Annotated in this window: 16 protein-coding genes; 5 read left to right on the top strand and 11 right to left on the bottom strand. The window is 69.4% G+C overall.

Annotated features, from left to right (window positions below; all coding sequences use genetic code 11):
- Nucleotides 1-62: 62 nt before the first annotated feature.
- The 7 genes from TBIF_RS11145 to TBIF_RS11115 are packed head-to-tail and all read right to left on the bottom strand — an operon-like array spanning nt 63 to nt 6,733.
- Complete coding sequence (locus TBIF_RS11145) at nt 63-1,289, bottom strand: hypothetical protein (protein WP_024794880.1); 1,227 nt, start codon at nt 1,287-1,289, stop codon at nt 63-65.
- Entirely contained in the window at nt 1,286-1,837 is a 552-nt protein-coding gene (locus TBIF_RS11140; protein WP_024794879.1) for a Cif family virulence factor, read from the bottom strand. Before TBIF_RS11140 ends, TBIF_RS11145 begins: the two co-directional genes overlap by 4 nt.
- Nucleotides 1,834-2,064 carry a ferredoxin gene (locus TBIF_RS11135; protein ID WP_024794878.1) on the bottom strand — a complete coding sequence of 77 codons (231 nt, stop codon included), beginning with the start codon at nt 2,062-2,064 and terminating at the stop codon, nt 1,834-1,836. The genes TBIF_RS11140 and TBIF_RS11135 overlap by 4 nt, the downstream gene beginning before the upstream one ends.
- Nucleotides 2,061-3,422, bottom strand: coding sequence for a lanosterol 14-alpha demethylase (gene cyp51 / locus TBIF_RS11130; protein WP_024794877.1), 1,362 nt, complete (start codon nt 3,420-3,422; stop codon nt 2,061-2,063). Before cyp51 ends, TBIF_RS11135 begins: the two co-directional genes overlap by 4 nt.
- A gap of 3 nt (nt 3,423-3,425) precedes the next feature.
- Nucleotides 3,426-4,226 (bottom strand): SDR family oxidoreductase, encoded by an 801-nt coding sequence (locus TBIF_RS11125; protein ID WP_024794876.1) that lies wholly within the window; start codon nt 4,224-4,226, stop codon nt 3,426-3,428.
- 1 nt (nt 4,227) lies between these two features.
- Complete coding sequence (locus TBIF_RS11120; RefSeq protein ID WP_024794875.1) at nt 4,228-5,451, bottom strand: cytochrome P450; 1,224 nt, start codon at nt 5,449-5,451, stop codon at nt 4,228-4,230.
- A 4-nt stretch (nt 5,452-5,455) separates the two neighbouring features.
- Nucleotides 5,456-6,733: a cytochrome P450 gene (locus TBIF_RS11115; RefSeq protein ID WP_024794874.1), complete on the bottom strand. Its 1,278-nt coding sequence runs from the start codon at nt 6,731-6,733 to the stop codon at nt 5,456-5,458.
- Between the two features lie 206 nt (nt 6,734-6,939).
- Here TBIF_RS11115 and TBIF_RS11110 point away from each other — a divergent pair, with 206 nt between their 5' ends.
- The 5 genes from TBIF_RS11110 (at nt 6,940) to TBIF_RS11090 (ending at nt 11,231) form a co-directional block, all read left to right on the top strand.
- Nucleotides 6,940-8,412 (top strand): aldehyde dehydrogenase, encoded by a 1,473-nt coding sequence (locus TBIF_RS11110; RefSeq protein WP_024794873.1) that lies wholly within the window; start codon nt 6,940-6,942, stop codon nt 8,410-8,412.
- A 65-nt stretch (nt 8,413-8,477) separates the two neighbouring features.
- Entirely contained in the window at nt 8,478-9,230 is a 753-nt protein-coding gene (locus TBIF_RS11105; RefSeq protein WP_024794872.1) for an SDR family oxidoreductase, read from the top strand.
- Nucleotides 9,227-10,168, top strand: a complete 942-nt coding sequence (locus TBIF_RS11100; RefSeq protein WP_024794871.1) for an NAD(P)-dependent oxidoreductase — start codon at nt 9,227-9,229, stop codon at nt 10,166-10,168. The genes TBIF_RS11105 and TBIF_RS11100 overlap by 4 nt, the downstream gene beginning before the upstream one ends.
- A complete protein-coding gene (locus tag TBIF_RS11095; RefSeq protein ID WP_024794870.1) occupies nt 10,165-10,566 on the top strand; it encodes a carboxymuconolactone decarboxylase family protein in 402 nt (133 codons plus the stop codon). The genes TBIF_RS11100 and TBIF_RS11095 overlap by 4 nt, the downstream gene beginning before the upstream one ends.
- 65 nt (nt 10,567-10,631) lie before the next feature.
- A complete protein-coding gene (locus tag TBIF_RS11090) occupies nt 10,632-11,231 on the top strand; it encodes a class I SAM-dependent methyltransferase (RefSeq protein ID WP_051461487.1) in 600 nt (199 codons plus the stop codon).
- Here TBIF_RS11090 and TBIF_RS11085 read toward each other — a convergent pair.
- Genes TBIF_RS11085 through TBIF_RS11070 form a run of 4 tightly spaced genes read right to left on the bottom strand, consistent with a single transcriptional unit; the run spans nt 11,207 to nt 15,185 of the window.
- Nucleotides 11,207-12,319, bottom strand: coding sequence for a prenyltransferase (locus tag TBIF_RS11085; RefSeq protein ID WP_235174668.1), 1,113 nt, complete (start codon nt 12,317-12,319; stop codon nt 11,207-11,209). The genes TBIF_RS11090 and TBIF_RS11085 overlap by 25 nt on opposite strands.
- Nucleotides 12,306-13,037 (bottom strand): class I SAM-dependent methyltransferase, encoded by a 732-nt coding sequence (locus tag TBIF_RS11080; RefSeq protein ID WP_024794867.1) that lies wholly within the window; start codon nt 13,035-13,037, stop codon nt 12,306-12,308. The genes TBIF_RS11085 and TBIF_RS11080 overlap by 14 nt, the downstream gene beginning before the upstream one ends.
- 17 nt (nt 13,038-13,054) lie before the next feature.
- The gene (locus TBIF_RS11075) at nt 13,055-14,287 is read right to left on the bottom strand and encodes a glycosyltransferase family 4 protein (protein WP_024794866.1); all 1,233 of its coding nucleotides are present in this window, start codon (nt 14,285-14,287) and stop codon (nt 13,055-13,057) included.
- 19 nt (nt 14,288-14,306) lie between these two features.
- On the bottom strand, nt 14,307-15,185 hold the full coding sequence (locus TBIF_RS11070) for an LLM class F420-dependent oxidoreductase (RefSeq protein WP_024794865.1): 879 nt from the start codon (nt 15,183-15,185) through the stop codon (nt 14,307-14,309).
- Between the last annotated feature and the right edge of the window lie 67 nt (nt 15,186-15,252).

Raw genomic sequence — 15,252 nt, 5'->3', positions numbered from 1 at the left:
GATCTGCACAGGGACCTCCTCGGATCGGTCGGGCTAGGGGGCGAGAATCACGTGCGGTGGGTCTAGATGACGTGCAGGGGCAGGGACGGCCCGCGGTCGTTGAAGTCGAAGGCCGCGCCGCCGCTGAACCGGGTGAGCGCCACATCGTCGGACTCGCGGTGCGGTGTCAGTTCCGTGTGCACCTGTACCCGCAGGGACTCGTCATCCTCGGCTTCGACCCGCACGGAGAAGTGCGGGTCGACCCCGCGGACCAGCGCGTTGAGCGGCCCCAGGTGGTCGCCGTCGATGAGGGCGGGCCAGGATCCGTCCGCCATCGCGGCCGAGCGCTTCGGCAACACGATGATGGGCTGCGGCCCCGGCTGGACCGTGATGCCGGTGTAAGCCGCGGGGGCCAGTGCCGGATGGATCGCGAGCAGCGCGACGAGGCCGTCGACGGTGGGTGGCAAACGCAAAGCCCGGCACAGCCGTTCCGACGCGATGCCGGCGGTGCCGGCAAATTGGCGGCGCAGCACGTCGCGGACGACGTCTGGCTCCAGCCGCGCGCCCAGGGCCATGGCGGCGCCCAGCGCGAGCAGATGGCCCTGCAGGCAAATCTCGGCCGCCATCCGGGCGAGCGCCGACCCGGACCACTCGCCCCACTGCAGGTCCGCCAGCAACGGGCCGGAGTAGTCCGCCCGGCCGTCCTCGGCGGGATCGATGTCGCCGAGAACCATTGTCGCGGCGGCGGATCGGCCCAGCTCCTCCGCGAAGCGCGGATAGGGGGCGGGCGGGTTGTCAGCGTCGATGGACACCGTCCACGCGCAGTGCGGGGAGCGGTCCGCCGGCGTGCGAGGCGGGCGGTGGATCGGACGACATTGCGCCCGCGGGTTGGTCGCGGTCGCGGTGCCGTCGAACGTCGGATCCTCGATGTCGTGGCACATCGCGGTGACGTACTCGGGCCCCATCTGCTCGACGTCGAGCAGTGCGCCACAGTGGTCCAAGTGGAACTGGCCGTGGTCGTGGTCGAAGACCTCGTAGCGGAAATCCATGAACTGCGGCGGGGCGCCGATGTCGATCTGCATGCCCTTGAAGATGGTCTCCACCCCGTCGCCCTCGAAGCGCAGCGCGCGCTGCATGCGCTTGGTGTAGACGGGGCTGGCGGCGAGCCATTCCTCGATGGCCACCGCGGTCATGCCCTCGCGGCCCAGTTGCGCCAGCACGTGGGGCATCGCGGCACGGTCGATGAGGTGCCCGGCCAGCAACAGCTCGGGGACCAGCACCGCGAGATCGGTGCGGGACAGGGCCGTCACCAGAGCGCCACGGGTGTCTTGCCGAGCGGATAGTAGCCGGGCAGCTTCTCGCCCGACATCGCGCGCTCGATGCGCTTATGCATCCCGGCCGACAGCGTCTTGTCCGTCATCATCTCGATGAACAGGGCGGAGACGTTCCCGAAGTCGAAGAAGTCTCGGTGCCAGGACCACTGGCCGTTGCCGGCGTACCGGAACCAGCTGCCGCCGAAGCCGTGCACCTCGTAGTGGGAGCCGTCGGGCCGTGTGGCGTCGGCGACCTGCTTCCACAGCCCCATCACGGTGCCGGAGACGTGGTCGATGATGACCTCTTGGTACGGGTACTGCCAACCCTCCAACCCGAGCATCTCCTGGCCCAGTGCGAGATCGCGGATCTCCTCGCGGCCGATCGCCATGAAGTCCTCGGTGGGCCCGTAGTTCCAGCCGTAGGTGGCATCGGCCGTGTACATCTCGGCCAGCGGCTTCCAGTCGTTGGCGGCCTCGCATTTGAGGTTGGCATCGAGCCAGTTCTGGACCATCTCGTCCAACTCGGCGCGGTCATATCCGGTCATGGCTTGCCTCCAGGGGCAGGGTTGGTTTCGCTGGGCAGGTTCTCGAGTCTTAGTGCTTGGGTGGGGCAATAGGCCACCGCGCGCTCGACATCGGCGAGCTGCTCTGGGGTGGGGTGCTCGGTGCGGAGCTGGACCTTGCCGTGCCGGGGGACGTGGAAGACGTCGGGCGCCTCCATCTCGCACATGGCGTGGCCCTGGCACAGCTCGAGGTCTACGTGGATCTTCATCGCCCTGCTCGGCGGCGGTAGCGCACCTGGCACGGTTGCTGGAGCTGCACAACCATCTTGCTGTGGTCGTTGCGGTAGGAGTCCGAGGGCTGCGACATCTCAAAGGTGAAGTCCTGCAATAAGGCTGAGAAGATCGCTTTCAGCTGCATCGTGGCGAACTGCGCGCCGACGCAGCGATGTCGGCCGGCGCCGAACGGGATCCACGTCCACCTGTTGAGCAGGTCCTCCTGGCGGGGCGAGATATACCGCCCGGGGTCGAAGGCGTCGGGGTCCGGGAAGTCCTCGGGGATGCGGTTCGAGATCGCTGGCGTCGCCGCCACCAGGTCGTTCTTGGCGATCTCGTGGCCGCCCACCTCAAAATCGTCGTGCGCGACGCGTAGCAGGATGATCAGCGGCGGGTGCAGCCGGAGGGTCTCTTTGATGGTGGACTCGAGCAGCGGGATCTGGCGCAGGGCGCCGAAGCTGATCTCCGACCCGTCGGAGTAGAGGGTGTCCAGCTCCTCGACAACCTGCGTCATGATGTCCGGATGGCGCAGCAGCTCGATGAGCGTCCACGCGGCGGTGCCGGAGGTGGTGTGGTGGCCGGCGAACATCATCGAGATGAACATGCCGGTGATCTCGTCTGCGGAGAACCGGGGCTTGCCGTCATCACCGGGGATGGAGACCAGGACGTCGAGCATGTCGCGGTCGTCCTTGTCCGTGGGCGGGTTCGCGAGCCGCTTGTGCATGCTCTCCTGGACCAGCTCGACGAGCCCGGCCCGGGCCTCGTCCCGACGCTTGAAGCTCTCGATCGGCAGGTAGGGGTCGACGAAAGCCAGTGCGTCCGTGCCCTTCTCGAGATCGTGGTACAGCCGGGCGAAGCGGCCGTCGAGCTCCTCCCGGAACTTCTGCCCGATCAGGCACGCGGACGAGGTGTAAATCGTCAGCTCGGCGAAGAAGTCCAACAGGTCGATCTCGCCCTCGTCGCCCCAATCGGCCACCGCCCGCGCGACCTCGTTCGCGATCGTGACGGCGTGGCCCTTCATGTGCTCGCCGCGCAGCGATTGGTTGCGCAGCATCTCGCGGCGACGCTCGGGGCTGGCGTCGAAGACCACGCCGTCGCCGAAGATCGGCTTCATGAACGGATACGCGGCGCCCTGGTCGAGAGCCTCATCCGAGGACATGAAGAAGAACTCGTTCGCCTGGGATCCCGAGAGCAGCACCACGTCCCGACCTGCCAGGTCGAAGACGCCGACATCGCCGCATTCCTCGCGGACCCGGCGCATCAGCGCGATCGGGTCGGTGCGCAACTCCTCGAGGTGCCCGTGCTCGTCCTCGCCGCCGGACACCCGCGGCGGTTTGGTGATCTGTGTGGTCATTTCTCATGCCTCCCGTGACGGTGCTGCTGGGTCGATCAGTGGCGCCTCCGGCTGGACCTCGATCAAGGTCACGTGGGCCCCTCGCGGCGTCGAGACGGTGGTGGTGATGGCGGCGGCGATATCGGCCGCGCGCAGGAAATAGGGGTGCCGCGCGAAGCCCCACTTGATCCAGTCCTCAAGCAGGGGGCCGGCGTCCTCTGCGGACATGTCCATGCCCATCGACGTCTGGGTGGCGCCCGGGCGGACCACCGAGGTGCGCACGCCCGTGCCCTCCAGCTCCATCCGCATCTGCTCGGCCATGGCCTCGAGCCCGCTCTTCGCCGCAACATAGGCGCCGGAGCGCGGTCGCGGCGCCGCGACGACGTCGGAGCCGATGAGCACGACATCCCCGCGCTGGCGGCCGATCATGTGTGGGACCAGGCGGGCGATCAGACGCTGCGCGCCCGCCAGATGCACGTTCAGCTGGGCGAGGAAGGTGTCCGGGTCCATCTCATGGACCCGGCCCACGCGCAGGTCCCCGGCCCCGGAGACGAGGATCTCCAGGGGGCCGAGCGCGTCCTCCGCCGCGGTGGTGAAGGCGTCCACCGAGGCGGTGTCGGTGACATCGAGGTGCCCGGCGAAGGCCTCGCCGCCGTTCTGCCGGATCTTCTCGGCGATGGCCTCGCACTCGTCCACACGGCGTGCGCCGAGCGCCACCGGGTGCCCGAGCTCGGCCAGCGCGAACGCGGTGGCGGTGCCGATCCCGGAGGAGGCGCCGCTGATCAGCGCGGGGCGGCGCTGGGGGTGGGGGTCGAAGCGGGACATGTCACCGCACCTGCACTCTCATGGGCATGGTCGCGAAACCGCGAACGTTGGTGGAATGGACGCGTTCGGAGGCGGCCTCGTCGATCTCGAAGGACCGGACGGCCTTGACGAACTCGGCGAGCACGATGTTGGCCTCGAGCCGGGCCAGGTGCGCGCCGAGGCAGTAGTGGGTCCCGAGGCCGAAGCTGGCCAGATTCTCCATGCCCTCGCGCCCGATGTCGTACGTTTCGGGGTTGGCGAAGACCCGCTCGTCGCGGTTTGCCGAGCCGACGAGCAGGAGGACCTTCTCACCCGGGGGGATGACGATATCGCCGTAGGCCAGCTCCCTGGTCGAGGTGCGGGCGACCATCTGGCTGGAGGTGTCGAAGCGCAGGGTCTCCTCGACCCAGTCGGATACCCGCCCGGGATCCTTCATGGGCTTCGCCAGCTGGTCCGGGTGGTGATGGCCCCAGAACATCGCGTTGCCGAGCAGCTTGGTGGTGGTCTCGTTGCCGGCGACGACCATCAAGAACATGAAGCCGATGATCTCCTCGTCGGTGAGCCGATCACCGTCGATCTCGGCGTCGACCAGCGCGGACGTGAGGTCCTCGCCGGGATTGGCCCGGCGCAGCTTGAGCATGTCGCTGTAGTACTGGATCAGGTGCAGTGCGGCCTCGATCGAGGCGACGGGCACATCGAGGACCTCGTCCTCGCGGTGCACCACGAGATCCGCCAGGCGGCGGATCTCGGCCCGGTCGGCGGGCGGCACCCCCATCAGCTCGGAGATCACGTCCATGGGCAGCTTTCCCGCGAAGTCCGCGATGAAGTCGAACTCGCCCGCGGCCAGCGCCGGGTCGAGGTGCTCATGGGTGAGCTCGAGGATGCGGGCCTGCATCGACATGATCCGGCGGGGGTTGAATCCGCGTGAGACCAGCGAGCGCATCCGGATGTGCCGGGGGTCGTCCATTGCGAGGAAGGACATCGTCTTGTGGGCGTGCGGACCATAGGCGGCGGGGTCGAGGGACACACCGTTGGCGCTGGAGAGCCCCTCCTTGTCCCGGAACCCCGCGAGCACGTCGGCATGCCGGGACAGCGCCCAGAAACCCAGCTCGGGATTGTGGTAGGCGGGGGCCTCGGCGCGCAGGCGCTTATAGGTGGGGTAGGGGTCGTCGTGGAAGCCGTAGTCATAGGGGTTGAACAGCAGGGGCGTGTCGGCCCGGCTGGGATCGATCGATGTCTGTGGCATCGCGTTACTCCGTGATCGGTGTGGCGGTGGTCTGTGGCGCGGGCGCCGGGTGCAGGCGAACCGGCATCTCCTTGACGCCATTGATGAAGTTCGAGCGCAGCCGCCGGATCGGACCGACCGGCTCCACGCGCTCGACGCGGCGCGCGAGGGTCGTGAACAGGGCCGTCAGCTCCATCCGCGCGAGGTGGGTGCCGAGGCAGAAGTGCGCGCCACCGCCGCCGAATGACAAGTGCGGGTTAGGTTCTCGCGCGATGTCGAAGGAGAAGGGATCAGCGAAGACGTCCTCGTCGTAGTTGGCGCTGGGATAGAACATCACCACCTTGTCGCCGGCTTTGACGGGTTGCTCCCCGATCACGGTGTCCCGGGTGGCGGTGCGCCGGAAGTTCATCACGGGGCTGACCCAGCGCAGGATCTCCTCCACCGCGGTCGCGGCCAGAGATGGATCCGCGCGCAGCCGATCCCACTGCGCCGGGTTCTCGATCAACGCGAGCATGCCGCCGGTGGCCGTGTTCCGGGTGGTCTCGTTGCCGGCGATCACCAGCAGCACGAAGAACATGTTGAATTCCATCTCCGTGAGGGCGTGGCCGTCCTCGTCGGGCTGGATCAGCTTCGTGATGATGTCGTCCTGCGGCGCTACCCGCCGTTGCGCGGCAAGCTCATTCGCGTAGAGGAAGATCTCGGCCGCCGCCATCTCGCCGTCGGACTCGGTGGTCTGGAACTCGGGATCGTCGAAACCGATCATCCGGTTGGACCAGTCGTAGAGCTTGGCGGTGTCCGCGTCGGGCACCCCGAGGAGCGCCGCGATCACGGCCAGGGGCAGCGGCGACGCGACTGCCTCGACGAAGTCCACCTGAGGGTGTTCGAGCAGGTCATCGACTAGGTCGTCGCAGATCTGCTGGATCCGGCCCTGGAGTTGGGCGATCATCCGCGGGGTGAAACCGCGGCTGACGAGCAGTCGCTGGCGGGTGTGCTCGGGCGGGTCGAGGTTGATCAGCATCGCCGCCTGCTTCAGCCGCGTTTCCTCGTCGAAGTCCGGCAGCTGGGACGTGCCGACGGCGCTGGAGAAGGTATCCGAGTCGCGGGAGACCGCGATGACGTCGGCGTGTTTGGTGACGGCCCAGTAGCCGGACCCACCCTCCTCAGGCTGCCAATAGACGGGTGCGGTGCGCCGGATCTCGGCGAAGAAGTCGTGGGGCATGCCGGCGAGATAGACGTCCGGATCATGCAGGGTGACGGGCTGTGGGCTGGTGGCCCGCTGGTCCGTCGGCGTATCGAATCTCATGTATTACCTCGCAAGCACGCTGGCGATCTGCAGGTGCGTCGGTGGGCGAAAGTAGCTCGATGCCGATGACTGTAGACGGGATTTTCCCGCTTGTCGACACCTGGCCAGACTCCTGTCTAGTTTGACGTCCAATTGCAAAAACCATTGCTATGGACAGGAGGGTGATCTACAGTCCAGACACATGTCTATGTAAGGACGGCTGACGGATGACTCTCCGGCCCACCACAAGTTCGGCGCTGCTGATCGACGGCAAGCTGGTGCCCAGCAGCGCGTCAGGCAGGACCTTCCCGATCATCAACCCGGCGACCGAGGAGACCCTCGGGCATGCGGCGGACGGCTCCGCAGAGGACATGGACGCCGCGATCGCCGCGGCGCGGGACGCGTTCGACAACACCAACTGGTCGCGTGACCACGCGCTGCGGGCCAGGTGCCTGCGGCAGTTGCGGGACGCCCTGCAGGGGCACCTCGAGGAGCTTCGGGAGATCACCATCGCGGAGGTCGGCGCACCAGCCTTCTTCCTGCGCGGACCCCAGCTGGAGGGGCCGATCGAGGACCTCGGCTACTTCGCGGGGCTCGCCGAGACGTACCAGTGGGAGACCGGCCTGGGGGTCGCCCGGCCTATGGGCATCCCCTCGCGCCGGACGGTGTTCCGCGAGGGCATCGGCGTCGTCGGCGCGATCACCCCGTGGAACTTTCCGCACCAGATCAACTTCGCCAAGCTCGGCCCCGCGCTCGCGGCGGGCAACACCGTCGTGCTCAAGCCGGCCCCGGACACCCCTTGGTGCGCGGCGCTCGTCGGGAAGGTGATCGCCGAGGAGACCGACTTCCCGCCGGGCGTGATCAACATCGTCACCTCGAGCGACCACGGCCTGGGTGCACAGCTCTCCGCCGACCCCCGGGTGGACCTGATCTCGTTCACCGGCTCGACGGCGACGGGCAAGGCGGTCATGGTGGCCGCGGCCGACTCCCTGAAGAAGGTGTTTCTTGAGCTTGGCGGCAAGTCCGCCTTCATCGTGCTGGACGACACCGATGTGGCCGGGGCCTGCGGCATGGCCGCGTTCACCGTGGCCACCCATGCCGGGCAGGGCTGCGCGCTGACCACCCGGCTGCTGGTGCCCCGAGAGCAGTACGACGCGGCGGTGGCGGCGACGGCGAAGGCGATGGCCGGCCTGCGCCCCGGCGACCCAGCCGATCCGGGAACCATCTGCGGGCCGCTGATCTCCGCCACGCAGCGGGCGCGGGTGGAGTCCTATCTGGAGCTGGCGGTGGCCGAGGGCGGGACCATCGTCTGCGGCGGCGGCCGCACTCAGGGACGGGAGCGCGGCTACTACATTGACCCCACCTTGATTGCGGGAGTGGACAATTCCGCGCGGGTGGCACGCGAGGAGATCTTCGGTCCCGTGCTGGTGATCCTGCCGCACGACGGCGACGCCGACGCCATCCGCATCGCCAACGATTCCCCCTACGGGCTCTCCGGGGCCGTGTGGGGCACCGACCCGGACCGTGTGCAACGCGTCGTCGATGGCGTGCGCACCGGGACGCTGAGCGTCAACGGCGGCATCTGGTACGCCGCCGACGCGCCGTTCGGCGGCTATAAGCAGTCCGGCATCGGCCGCGAGATGGGCGTGGCGGGCTTCGAGGAGTACCTCGAGACCAAGCTCGTCGCCTACCCGGGCTAGTGCCCGTACCCGCCAATTCAGCACCAACACCACCCCCACATCACCGACATGAGGAGATCCGCATCATGGGACGTTTCGAAGGCAAGACCGCCATTGTCACCGGCGCCGCGCAGGGCATCGGCGAGGGCTACGCGCGGGCGCTGGGCAGGGAGGGCGCCAATGTCGTGGTGGCCGACCTCAACGCGGAGCGCGGCCGGCAGGTGGCGAAGCAGATCGTCGCCGACGGCGGCGCGGCCGTGTTCTGTGAGGTGGACGTGTCCGACGAGGCCTCCGCCGCCGCCTTGGCCGCCTTCACGATGGAGACCTACGGCAGCATCGACCACGTGGTGAACAACGCCGCGATCTACGGGCAGATGAAGCTGGACCTGCTGCTGACGGTGCCCTGGGACTACTACAAGAAGTTCATGTCCGTGAACCTCGACGGCGCCCTCAACGTCACCCGCGCCGTGTGGAAGCCGATGAGCAAGGGGGGCGGCGGGTCCATCGTCAACCAGTCCTCGACCGCGGCCTGGCTGTACTCGGGCTTCTACGGCTTGGCGAAGGTCGGCGTGAACGGGCTGACCCAGCAGCTCTCGCGCGAGCTGGGGGGCTCGAAGATCCGCATCAACGCCGTCGCCCCCGGGCCCATCGACACGGAGGCCACCCGCACGGTGACGCCGGGGAACATGGTGGCGGACATGGTCAAGCAGATTCCACTGCAGCGCATGGGCACGCCCGACGACCTGGTGGGCATGTGCCTGTTCCTGCTCTCGGACGAGGCGGCGTGGATCACGGGGCAGATCTTCAATGTCGACGGCGGACAGATCATCCGGTCATGAGCGGGGCTGAGAAGACGGACGGCGCGGTCCGGGTCGGCTACATCGGCCTCGGCAACATGGGCGCGCCCATGGCGAAGCGGCTGCTGGACTGGCCCGGCGGGCTGATCGTCTGCGACGCGCGCGCGGAGGCGACGGAGCCGTTCACCCGCAAGGGCGCGGCGGTGGCGGCGACGCCGGCGGAGCTCGCGCGCCAGGCCCAGGTCATCTCGGTGACCGTGCTCGATGACGACCAGGTCCGCGAGGTCGTGGCGGGCCCCGACGGCATCCTCGAGACCGCGGGCCCGGGCACGGTGATCGCCGTGCACTCGACGATCAGCGACGCCACCGCGGTGGAGCTGGCGGCGCTGTGCGAGCGACAGGGGGTCGGCCTGGTCGACGCCCCCGTCAGCGGCGGCGCCGGCGGGGCCCATAAGGGCTCGCTCGCGGTGATGGTCGGCGGCGACGAGGCCGCATTCCAGGCCGTCGCCGGGCCCTTCGGCTGCTGGTCGGACCTCGTGGTCCACGCCGGACCCGTGGGCGCCGGCACCCGGATGAAGCTGGCGCGCAACCTATTGCACTTCGTCGCGTTCACCGCGACGACGGAGGCGCAACGGCTGGCCGAGGCCGCTGGGCTCGATATCACCGAGCTCGGCAAGGTGGTCCGGCACTCGGACGCGATCACGGGCGGGCCGGGCGCGATCATGCTGCGCGAGAGCACCGCGGCGCTGGCCGAGGACGACAACTGGTATCCGATCCTGCGCCACGTGCGCGAGCTCGGCGAGAAGGACCTGACGTTGGCGCTGGGCCTGGGCGATCGTCTGGGCGTCGATCTGCCGCTCGCCCGGCTGGCCCTGGGCGGGCTGGGCGCGGGGCTCGGGGTGGGCGCGGGACGGGCCGCCCAGGCGGCTGGCGCCGCAGAAGAGCATGAAATCACCGGTAGCTCAAGGGAGAGAACATGATTGACGACACGCGTGCTCGTGGTCTGGCCAGGATGAAGGAGGTCTACGGCTTCGACGTGCAGGACGGGCCCGGGGACCACTTCGCGATCACGGTGGACCATCTATTCGCCGATATCTGGAACCGCCCGGGCCTGAGTGTGCGGGATCGCCGGCTGCTCCTCCTCGGCGCGTTGAGCGCGCAGGGGATGACCGACGTGGCGGAGATCCAGGTGGGTGCGGCGCTCGAGAACGGCGAGTTGGACGAGGCCCAACTTCGAGAGATCGCCATTTTCCTGTGCCACTATGTGGGGTGGCCGGTGGGCACCACCTTCGACTCGATGTTCGGCAAGGTGCTGCACCAGCGCAAGAAGGCCGCGGCCAGGGCGGCGGCGGCCGAACAGGAGGAGCCTGCCCCGTGATCGACACCCCCGAACAGATTCTGACGCCTGAACTGCTGGCGGTCATCGACGAGACGCCAGGGTTCATGCCGCACGACGAGGGCCTCGCGCTGCAGGAGGCCGCGCTTCGATACCTGGGCCGGGGCGTGGGTGTGGAGATCGGCACCTACTGCGGTCGCTCCACGGTCTACCTCGGCACGGCGGCGAAGGCGGCGGGCGGCACCCTCGTCACGGTCGACCACCATCGCGGCTCGGAGGAGCACCAGCCGGGTTGGGAGTACCACGACACCGCGCTGGTGGATCCGCACACGGGACTGCTCGACACTGCCGGCCGATTGCGGCGCACGCTCGTGGACGCGGGGCTGGAGCGGCACGTGGTCACCGTCATCGGGGGCTCCCCGCAGGTGGCCGCATTCTGGCGCACCCCGCTGTCCCTGCTGTTCATCGACGGCGGCCACAGCATGGCCGCGGCCGAGAACGACTTCACGGGCTGGGCGCCGTGGCTCGAGGTCGGCGGCGCGTTGCTGATCCACGACGTGTTCCCAGATCCGGCGGACGGGGGCCGGCCGCCCTATGAGATCTATCGGCGGGCCCTGGGCTGCGGGGACTTCCGAGAGGTCTCGGTGACGGGCACGCTGCGGGTGCTCGAGCGGGTCGCGGGTCAGCCGGGGACGCTGCCGGCGTAGCAGGGCACGCGGCAGTCGACATCGCGGTCGGCGTGGCCCTCGATGGCCACGCCGGCATCGGTGAACAGGGCGCTCCCCGCGGTGGCGCCGGACAGCGCGTCCGCGGCCAACAGCATCACCGCGGACGTCCAGGAGCTCTTCTCCACCGGCCAGCGCTTGCCGTCGGTGAACACCAGCCCGGTCCAATACGCGCCGTCGGGGTCGCGGAGGTGCTGCATCGCCGCGAGGAGCTCGCGCGCGCGGCGGGTATCGCCGATCGCCGTGAGTGCCAGCGACAACTCGCACGTCTCGGCGCCGGTGACCCACGGCTGGTGGTCGACGCAGCGAATGCCCAACCCGTCGACGACGAAGTCCCGCCACCGCCGGTCTAGCAGTTCCTGGGCCGATCGCCCGCGCACCGCCCCGCCGAGCACCGGGTAGTACCAGTCCATGGAGAACTCGGGCTTGGGGGAGAAGGCCTCCGGGTGCCGGCGCAGCGCGTGGCGCAGGCGGCCGAGCGCGACCTCCCAGGCCGGCTGCGGCGCGTCCAGCTCGCGGGCGAGCTGGAGCGCGCAGTGCAGGCTCAGGTGGATGCTGGAGTTTCCGGTCAGCAGGGCCTCGCGGACAGGCTGCCCGTCCGCGCCTCGGGCCCAATAGAACTCGCCGGCGGGCGCCTGCATCTCCAGCGCCATATCGATCGCCCGGCGCACCATCGGCCACATGCGCTCGGCGAAGGCGCGCCGGCCGGTGACGAGGAGATGGTGCCAGACGCCGACGGCCGGGTAGGCGCAGAAGTTGGTGTCGGTGTCCGGGTTCTCGACCGTCCCGCCGCGCCACTGCATCGGCCACGAGCCGTCGGCGCGCTGGGTGGCGCGCAGCCATAAGTAGGCGGCCTCCGCCTCATCCGCCAGCCCCGCGACGGTCAGGCCCATCGCGGACTCGACGTGGTCCCACGGATCTGTGTGCCCGCCGGGGAACCACGGGATCTGGCCGGAGGGCTCCTGCATCGCGGCGATCGCCAGCCCCGTCGCCCGGGCCTGGCTGGCGGTCAGCACTCCCGGGACGTCCGGCAACCTGATCCGGCCCGTGGACAGGCTAGGGCGAGGCAACGGTGACCTCGGCCTTGGTCAGGTACAGGGCCACGCTCTTGCCGATGAGGGGGTTCAGGGCCCGGTCGAGCGCGCGGGTGGCGAGGGGGGCTTTCATCATGTCCCACACCAGGAGTCGGTGGTATGCGCGGACCAGGGGGTGTTGGTCGTTGTCGACGCCCACCGCGCACTTGAGCCACCAATAGGGGACATGCAGCGCGTGCGCGTGGTCGCGGTGGTCGACCGATAGCCCGGCGCGGGTGAGCTTGGCCGCCAGCTCGTCGGCGCGGTAGATGCGGATGTGGCCGCCCTCGACCTCGTGATAGGCGTCGGACAGGGCCCAGCAGAGCTTCTCGGGCAGCCAGCGCGGGACGGTCACCGCGGCCACCCCGCCCGGCTTCAGGATCCGGGCGGCCTCCGAGATCGCGAGCTCGTCGTCGTGGATGTGCTCGAGCACCTCGGAGATGATCACCACGTCGAAGGACGCGTCGGGGAACGGCAGCGCCAGCGCGTCGCCCACCTCGGCGCGGGCGGTCGCGGCGGCGGGTGCCTGGCCCTCCAAGCGCATGGCCGCGAACATCTCGGCCGCCGCCGTCATGTCCTCGGCGTTTTGATCCAGCGCGGTGACGTCAAGACCGCGCCGGTAGAGCTCGAAGGCGTGCCGGCCGTTGCCGGAGCCGATGTCGATGGCCTTGTCGCCGGGGCGTACCCCCAGCCGATCGAAGTCGATTGTCAGCACTGTCGGCCTCCCATTTCCTAGCTGTGCTTGCTCGCGATTGTGTCTGCGTACGCCTCGGCTGTCTTGGCGGCGACGGAGGCCCAGCTGTAGTCCCGCAGCACCCGGGCCCGGCCCTGGGCGCCCATCCGGTCCCGCCGCTCGGGGTCGGCGAGCAACTCGGCGAGGGCCGCGACGAGCAGCTCGGTGTCGCCGGGCGGCACCAGTGTGGCGCATGCGCCGTCCGCTCCGACGACCTCGGGGATGGCGCCGGCCGCGCTCGCGACGAGGGGGGTGGCGCAAGACATCGCCTCGACGGCGGGCAGCGAGAAGCCCTCGTATAGCGAGGGCACACAGGCGATCTCGGCGGATCCGAGGAGCGCGGCGAGCTCACTGTCGTCGATGCCGGACACTGTGTGGACGATGGCGCGGATGCCGAGTGCGTCGATCAGCCGCTCCGTCGCCCCGCCTGGGGCGAGCCGCGTGACCAACGTCAGCTGCACGTCGTGTTCGGTGCGCAGCTTGGCCACCGCCTCCAGCAGCGTGCCGACTCCCTTGAGAGGCATGTCCGCGCTGGCCACGCAGATCAGCCGCCCCGCGACGCGGGAGCTCGCGGGCGGCGCGAAGACCTCCGTGTCCACGCCGAGCGGGATGGTCCGCAGCCGGCCCGCGGGGACGGCGAACGCGGCGCGGATGTCCGCCTCGGAGGACTTCGACACCGTCAACAGCGTCGGGATCCGACGGGCGACGCGTGCTTGCATGGCGAGGAACCCGTACCAGCGCCGGACGGTCAGTCGTCGCCATCCGCGCGCCGCCTGCAGGTCCACGTCCCGGTCCCGGGTGATGGGGTGGTGGATCGTGGCGACGAGTGGCAGCCCGGACCGCTGGAGGGCCAGCAACCCGTAGCCGAGGCACTGGTTGTCATGGACCACATCGAAATCCGCGCGCCGGCGGGCGAGGATCCGCGCGACGCGGAGGCTGAACGTCAGCGGCTCGGGGAACCCGGCGGTCCACATCGTCGCGACCTCGAGCACGTCGACGGCGTCGCGGATCTCGCCGGGTCGCGGCGTGCGGAACGGGTCCGGCTCCCGGTACAGGTCCAGGCTGGGCACCTTGGTCAGCCGCACCCGCGGGTCGACGTCTGGATACGGCTGGCCGGAGAAGACCTCCACCTCATGGCCGAGCTCCGCGAGCTCGCGTGAGAGATGCCGGACGTAAACGCCCTGGCCGCCGCAATGGGGCTTGCTCCGATAGGACAGCAATGCGATGCGCACGATTCACCCAGCTTTTCTGTCAGGCCCGAGACGAGGCTGGGTTGGAGGCTGAGCGGAGCGGCTCGAGGGTGGCCGCCAGGCGCTCGAGGTAGCCACGCGCCTTCCCCTCCTCCGCGTCGGGCAGGCCGAAGACAACCTCGGTGACCCCGAGGTCGCGCCAGCGCGCCAGCCTGTCCAGGTCCGGCTTGCGGTCGAGCACCAGGACCTCGGGTTCGCCGTCGCGTCCGGCATCGCGCCAGATCCGCTGGAGCTGGGCCACGCCGTCGTCGATGGCGTCCTCGATCGGCGTCGTCATCCAGCCGTCGGCAGAGCGCGCGATCCACCGGAAGTTCTTCTCGTTGCCGGCGGCGCCCACGACGGTGGGGATCCGCGGCTGGACCGGCTTGGGCCAGGCCCAGCTGGGGCCGAACTCGACGAACTCGCCGGAGTAGGCGGCTTCCTCATCCGTCCACAGCGCGCGCATGGCCTCGAGGTATTCGCGCAGCATGGTGCGCCGCCGCGCGGGCGGGACCCCGTGGTCGGTCAACTCGTCGATGTTCCAGCCGAATCCGACGCCCAGCCGTACGCGACCGCCAGAGAGGTGGTCGAGGGAGGCGATGGTCTTCGCCAGCGTGATGGGATCGTGCTCGACGGGCAGCGCCACCGCGGTGCCGAGCGTGATGGTCGTGGTGACGGACGCTGCGGTGGCCAGGGCGACCCACGGGTCGAGCGTGCGCATGTAGCGGTCGTCGGGCAGTGTCTCGTCGCCGGTCTGGGGGTGTGCGGCGTCGCGCCGGACCGGAATATGGGTGTGCTCGGGCACGTAGAACGCGTCGAATCCGGCCGCCTCCGCGGCACTGGCGGCGGCGGCCGGAGCGATGCCGCGGTCACTGGTGAACAGGGTGATTCCGAACCGCACATGGACTCCTCGGCAGGTGATGACGAGCTTGCCTCGGCTCGGCGGCGCCGACCCGAGGCAAGACTAT

The sequence above is a fragment of the Tomitella biformata AHU 1821 genome, assembly GCF_000524475.1.
In the GTDB taxonomy this organism is placed as follows: Bacteria; Actinomycetota; Actinomycetes; order Mycobacteriales; family Mycobacteriaceae; genus Tomitella; species Tomitella biformata.
This window is presented reverse-complemented; position numbering and strand designations above follow the sequence as displayed.

What these genes read in the sequence shown, in the direction of transcription:
- TBIF_RS11140 (WP_024794879.1), bottom strand. Translation starts at nt 1,837, where the DNA reads ATGACCGGATATGACCGCGCCGAGTTGGACGAGATGGTCCAGAACTGG.
- TBIF_RS11135 (WP_024794878.1), bottom strand. Translation starts at nt 2,064, where the DNA reads ATGAAGATCCACGTAGACCTCGAGCTGTGCCAGGGCCACGCCATGTGC.
- cyp51 (WP_024794877.1), bottom strand. Translation starts at nt 3,422, where the DNA reads ATGACCACACAGATCACCAAACCGCCGCGGGTGTCCGGCGGCGAGGAC.
- TBIF_RS11125 (WP_024794876.1), bottom strand. Translation starts at nt 4,226, where the DNA reads ATGTCCCGCTTCGACCCCCACCCCCAGCGCCGCCCCGCGCTGATCAGC.
- TBIF_RS11120 (WP_024794875.1), bottom strand. Translation starts at nt 5,451, where the DNA reads ATGCCACAGACATCGATCGATCCCAGCCGGGCCGACACGCCCCTGCTG.
- TBIF_RS11115 (WP_024794874.1), bottom strand. Translation starts at nt 6,733, where the DNA reads ATGAGATTCGATACGCCGACGGACCAGCGGGCCACCAGCCCACAGCCC.
- TBIF_RS11110 (WP_024794873.1), top strand. Translation starts at nt 6,940, where the DNA reads ATGACTCTCCGGCCCACCACAAGTTCGGCGCTGCTGATCGACGGCAAG.
- TBIF_RS11105 (WP_024794872.1), top strand. Translation starts at nt 8,478, where the DNA reads ATGGGACGTTTCGAAGGCAAGACCGCCATTGTCACCGGCGCCGCGCAG.
- TBIF_RS11100 (WP_024794871.1), top strand. Translation starts at nt 9,227, where the DNA reads ATGAGCGGGGCTGAGAAGACGGACGGCGCGGTCCGGGTCGGCTACATC.
- TBIF_RS11095 (WP_024794870.1), top strand. Translation starts at nt 10,165, where the DNA reads ATGATTGACGACACGCGTGCTCGTGGTCTGGCCAGGATGAAGGAGGTC.
- TBIF_RS11090 (WP_051461487.1), top strand. Translation starts at nt 10,632, where the DNA reads ATGCCGCACGACGAGGGCCTCGCGCTGCAGGAGGCCGCGCTTCGATAC.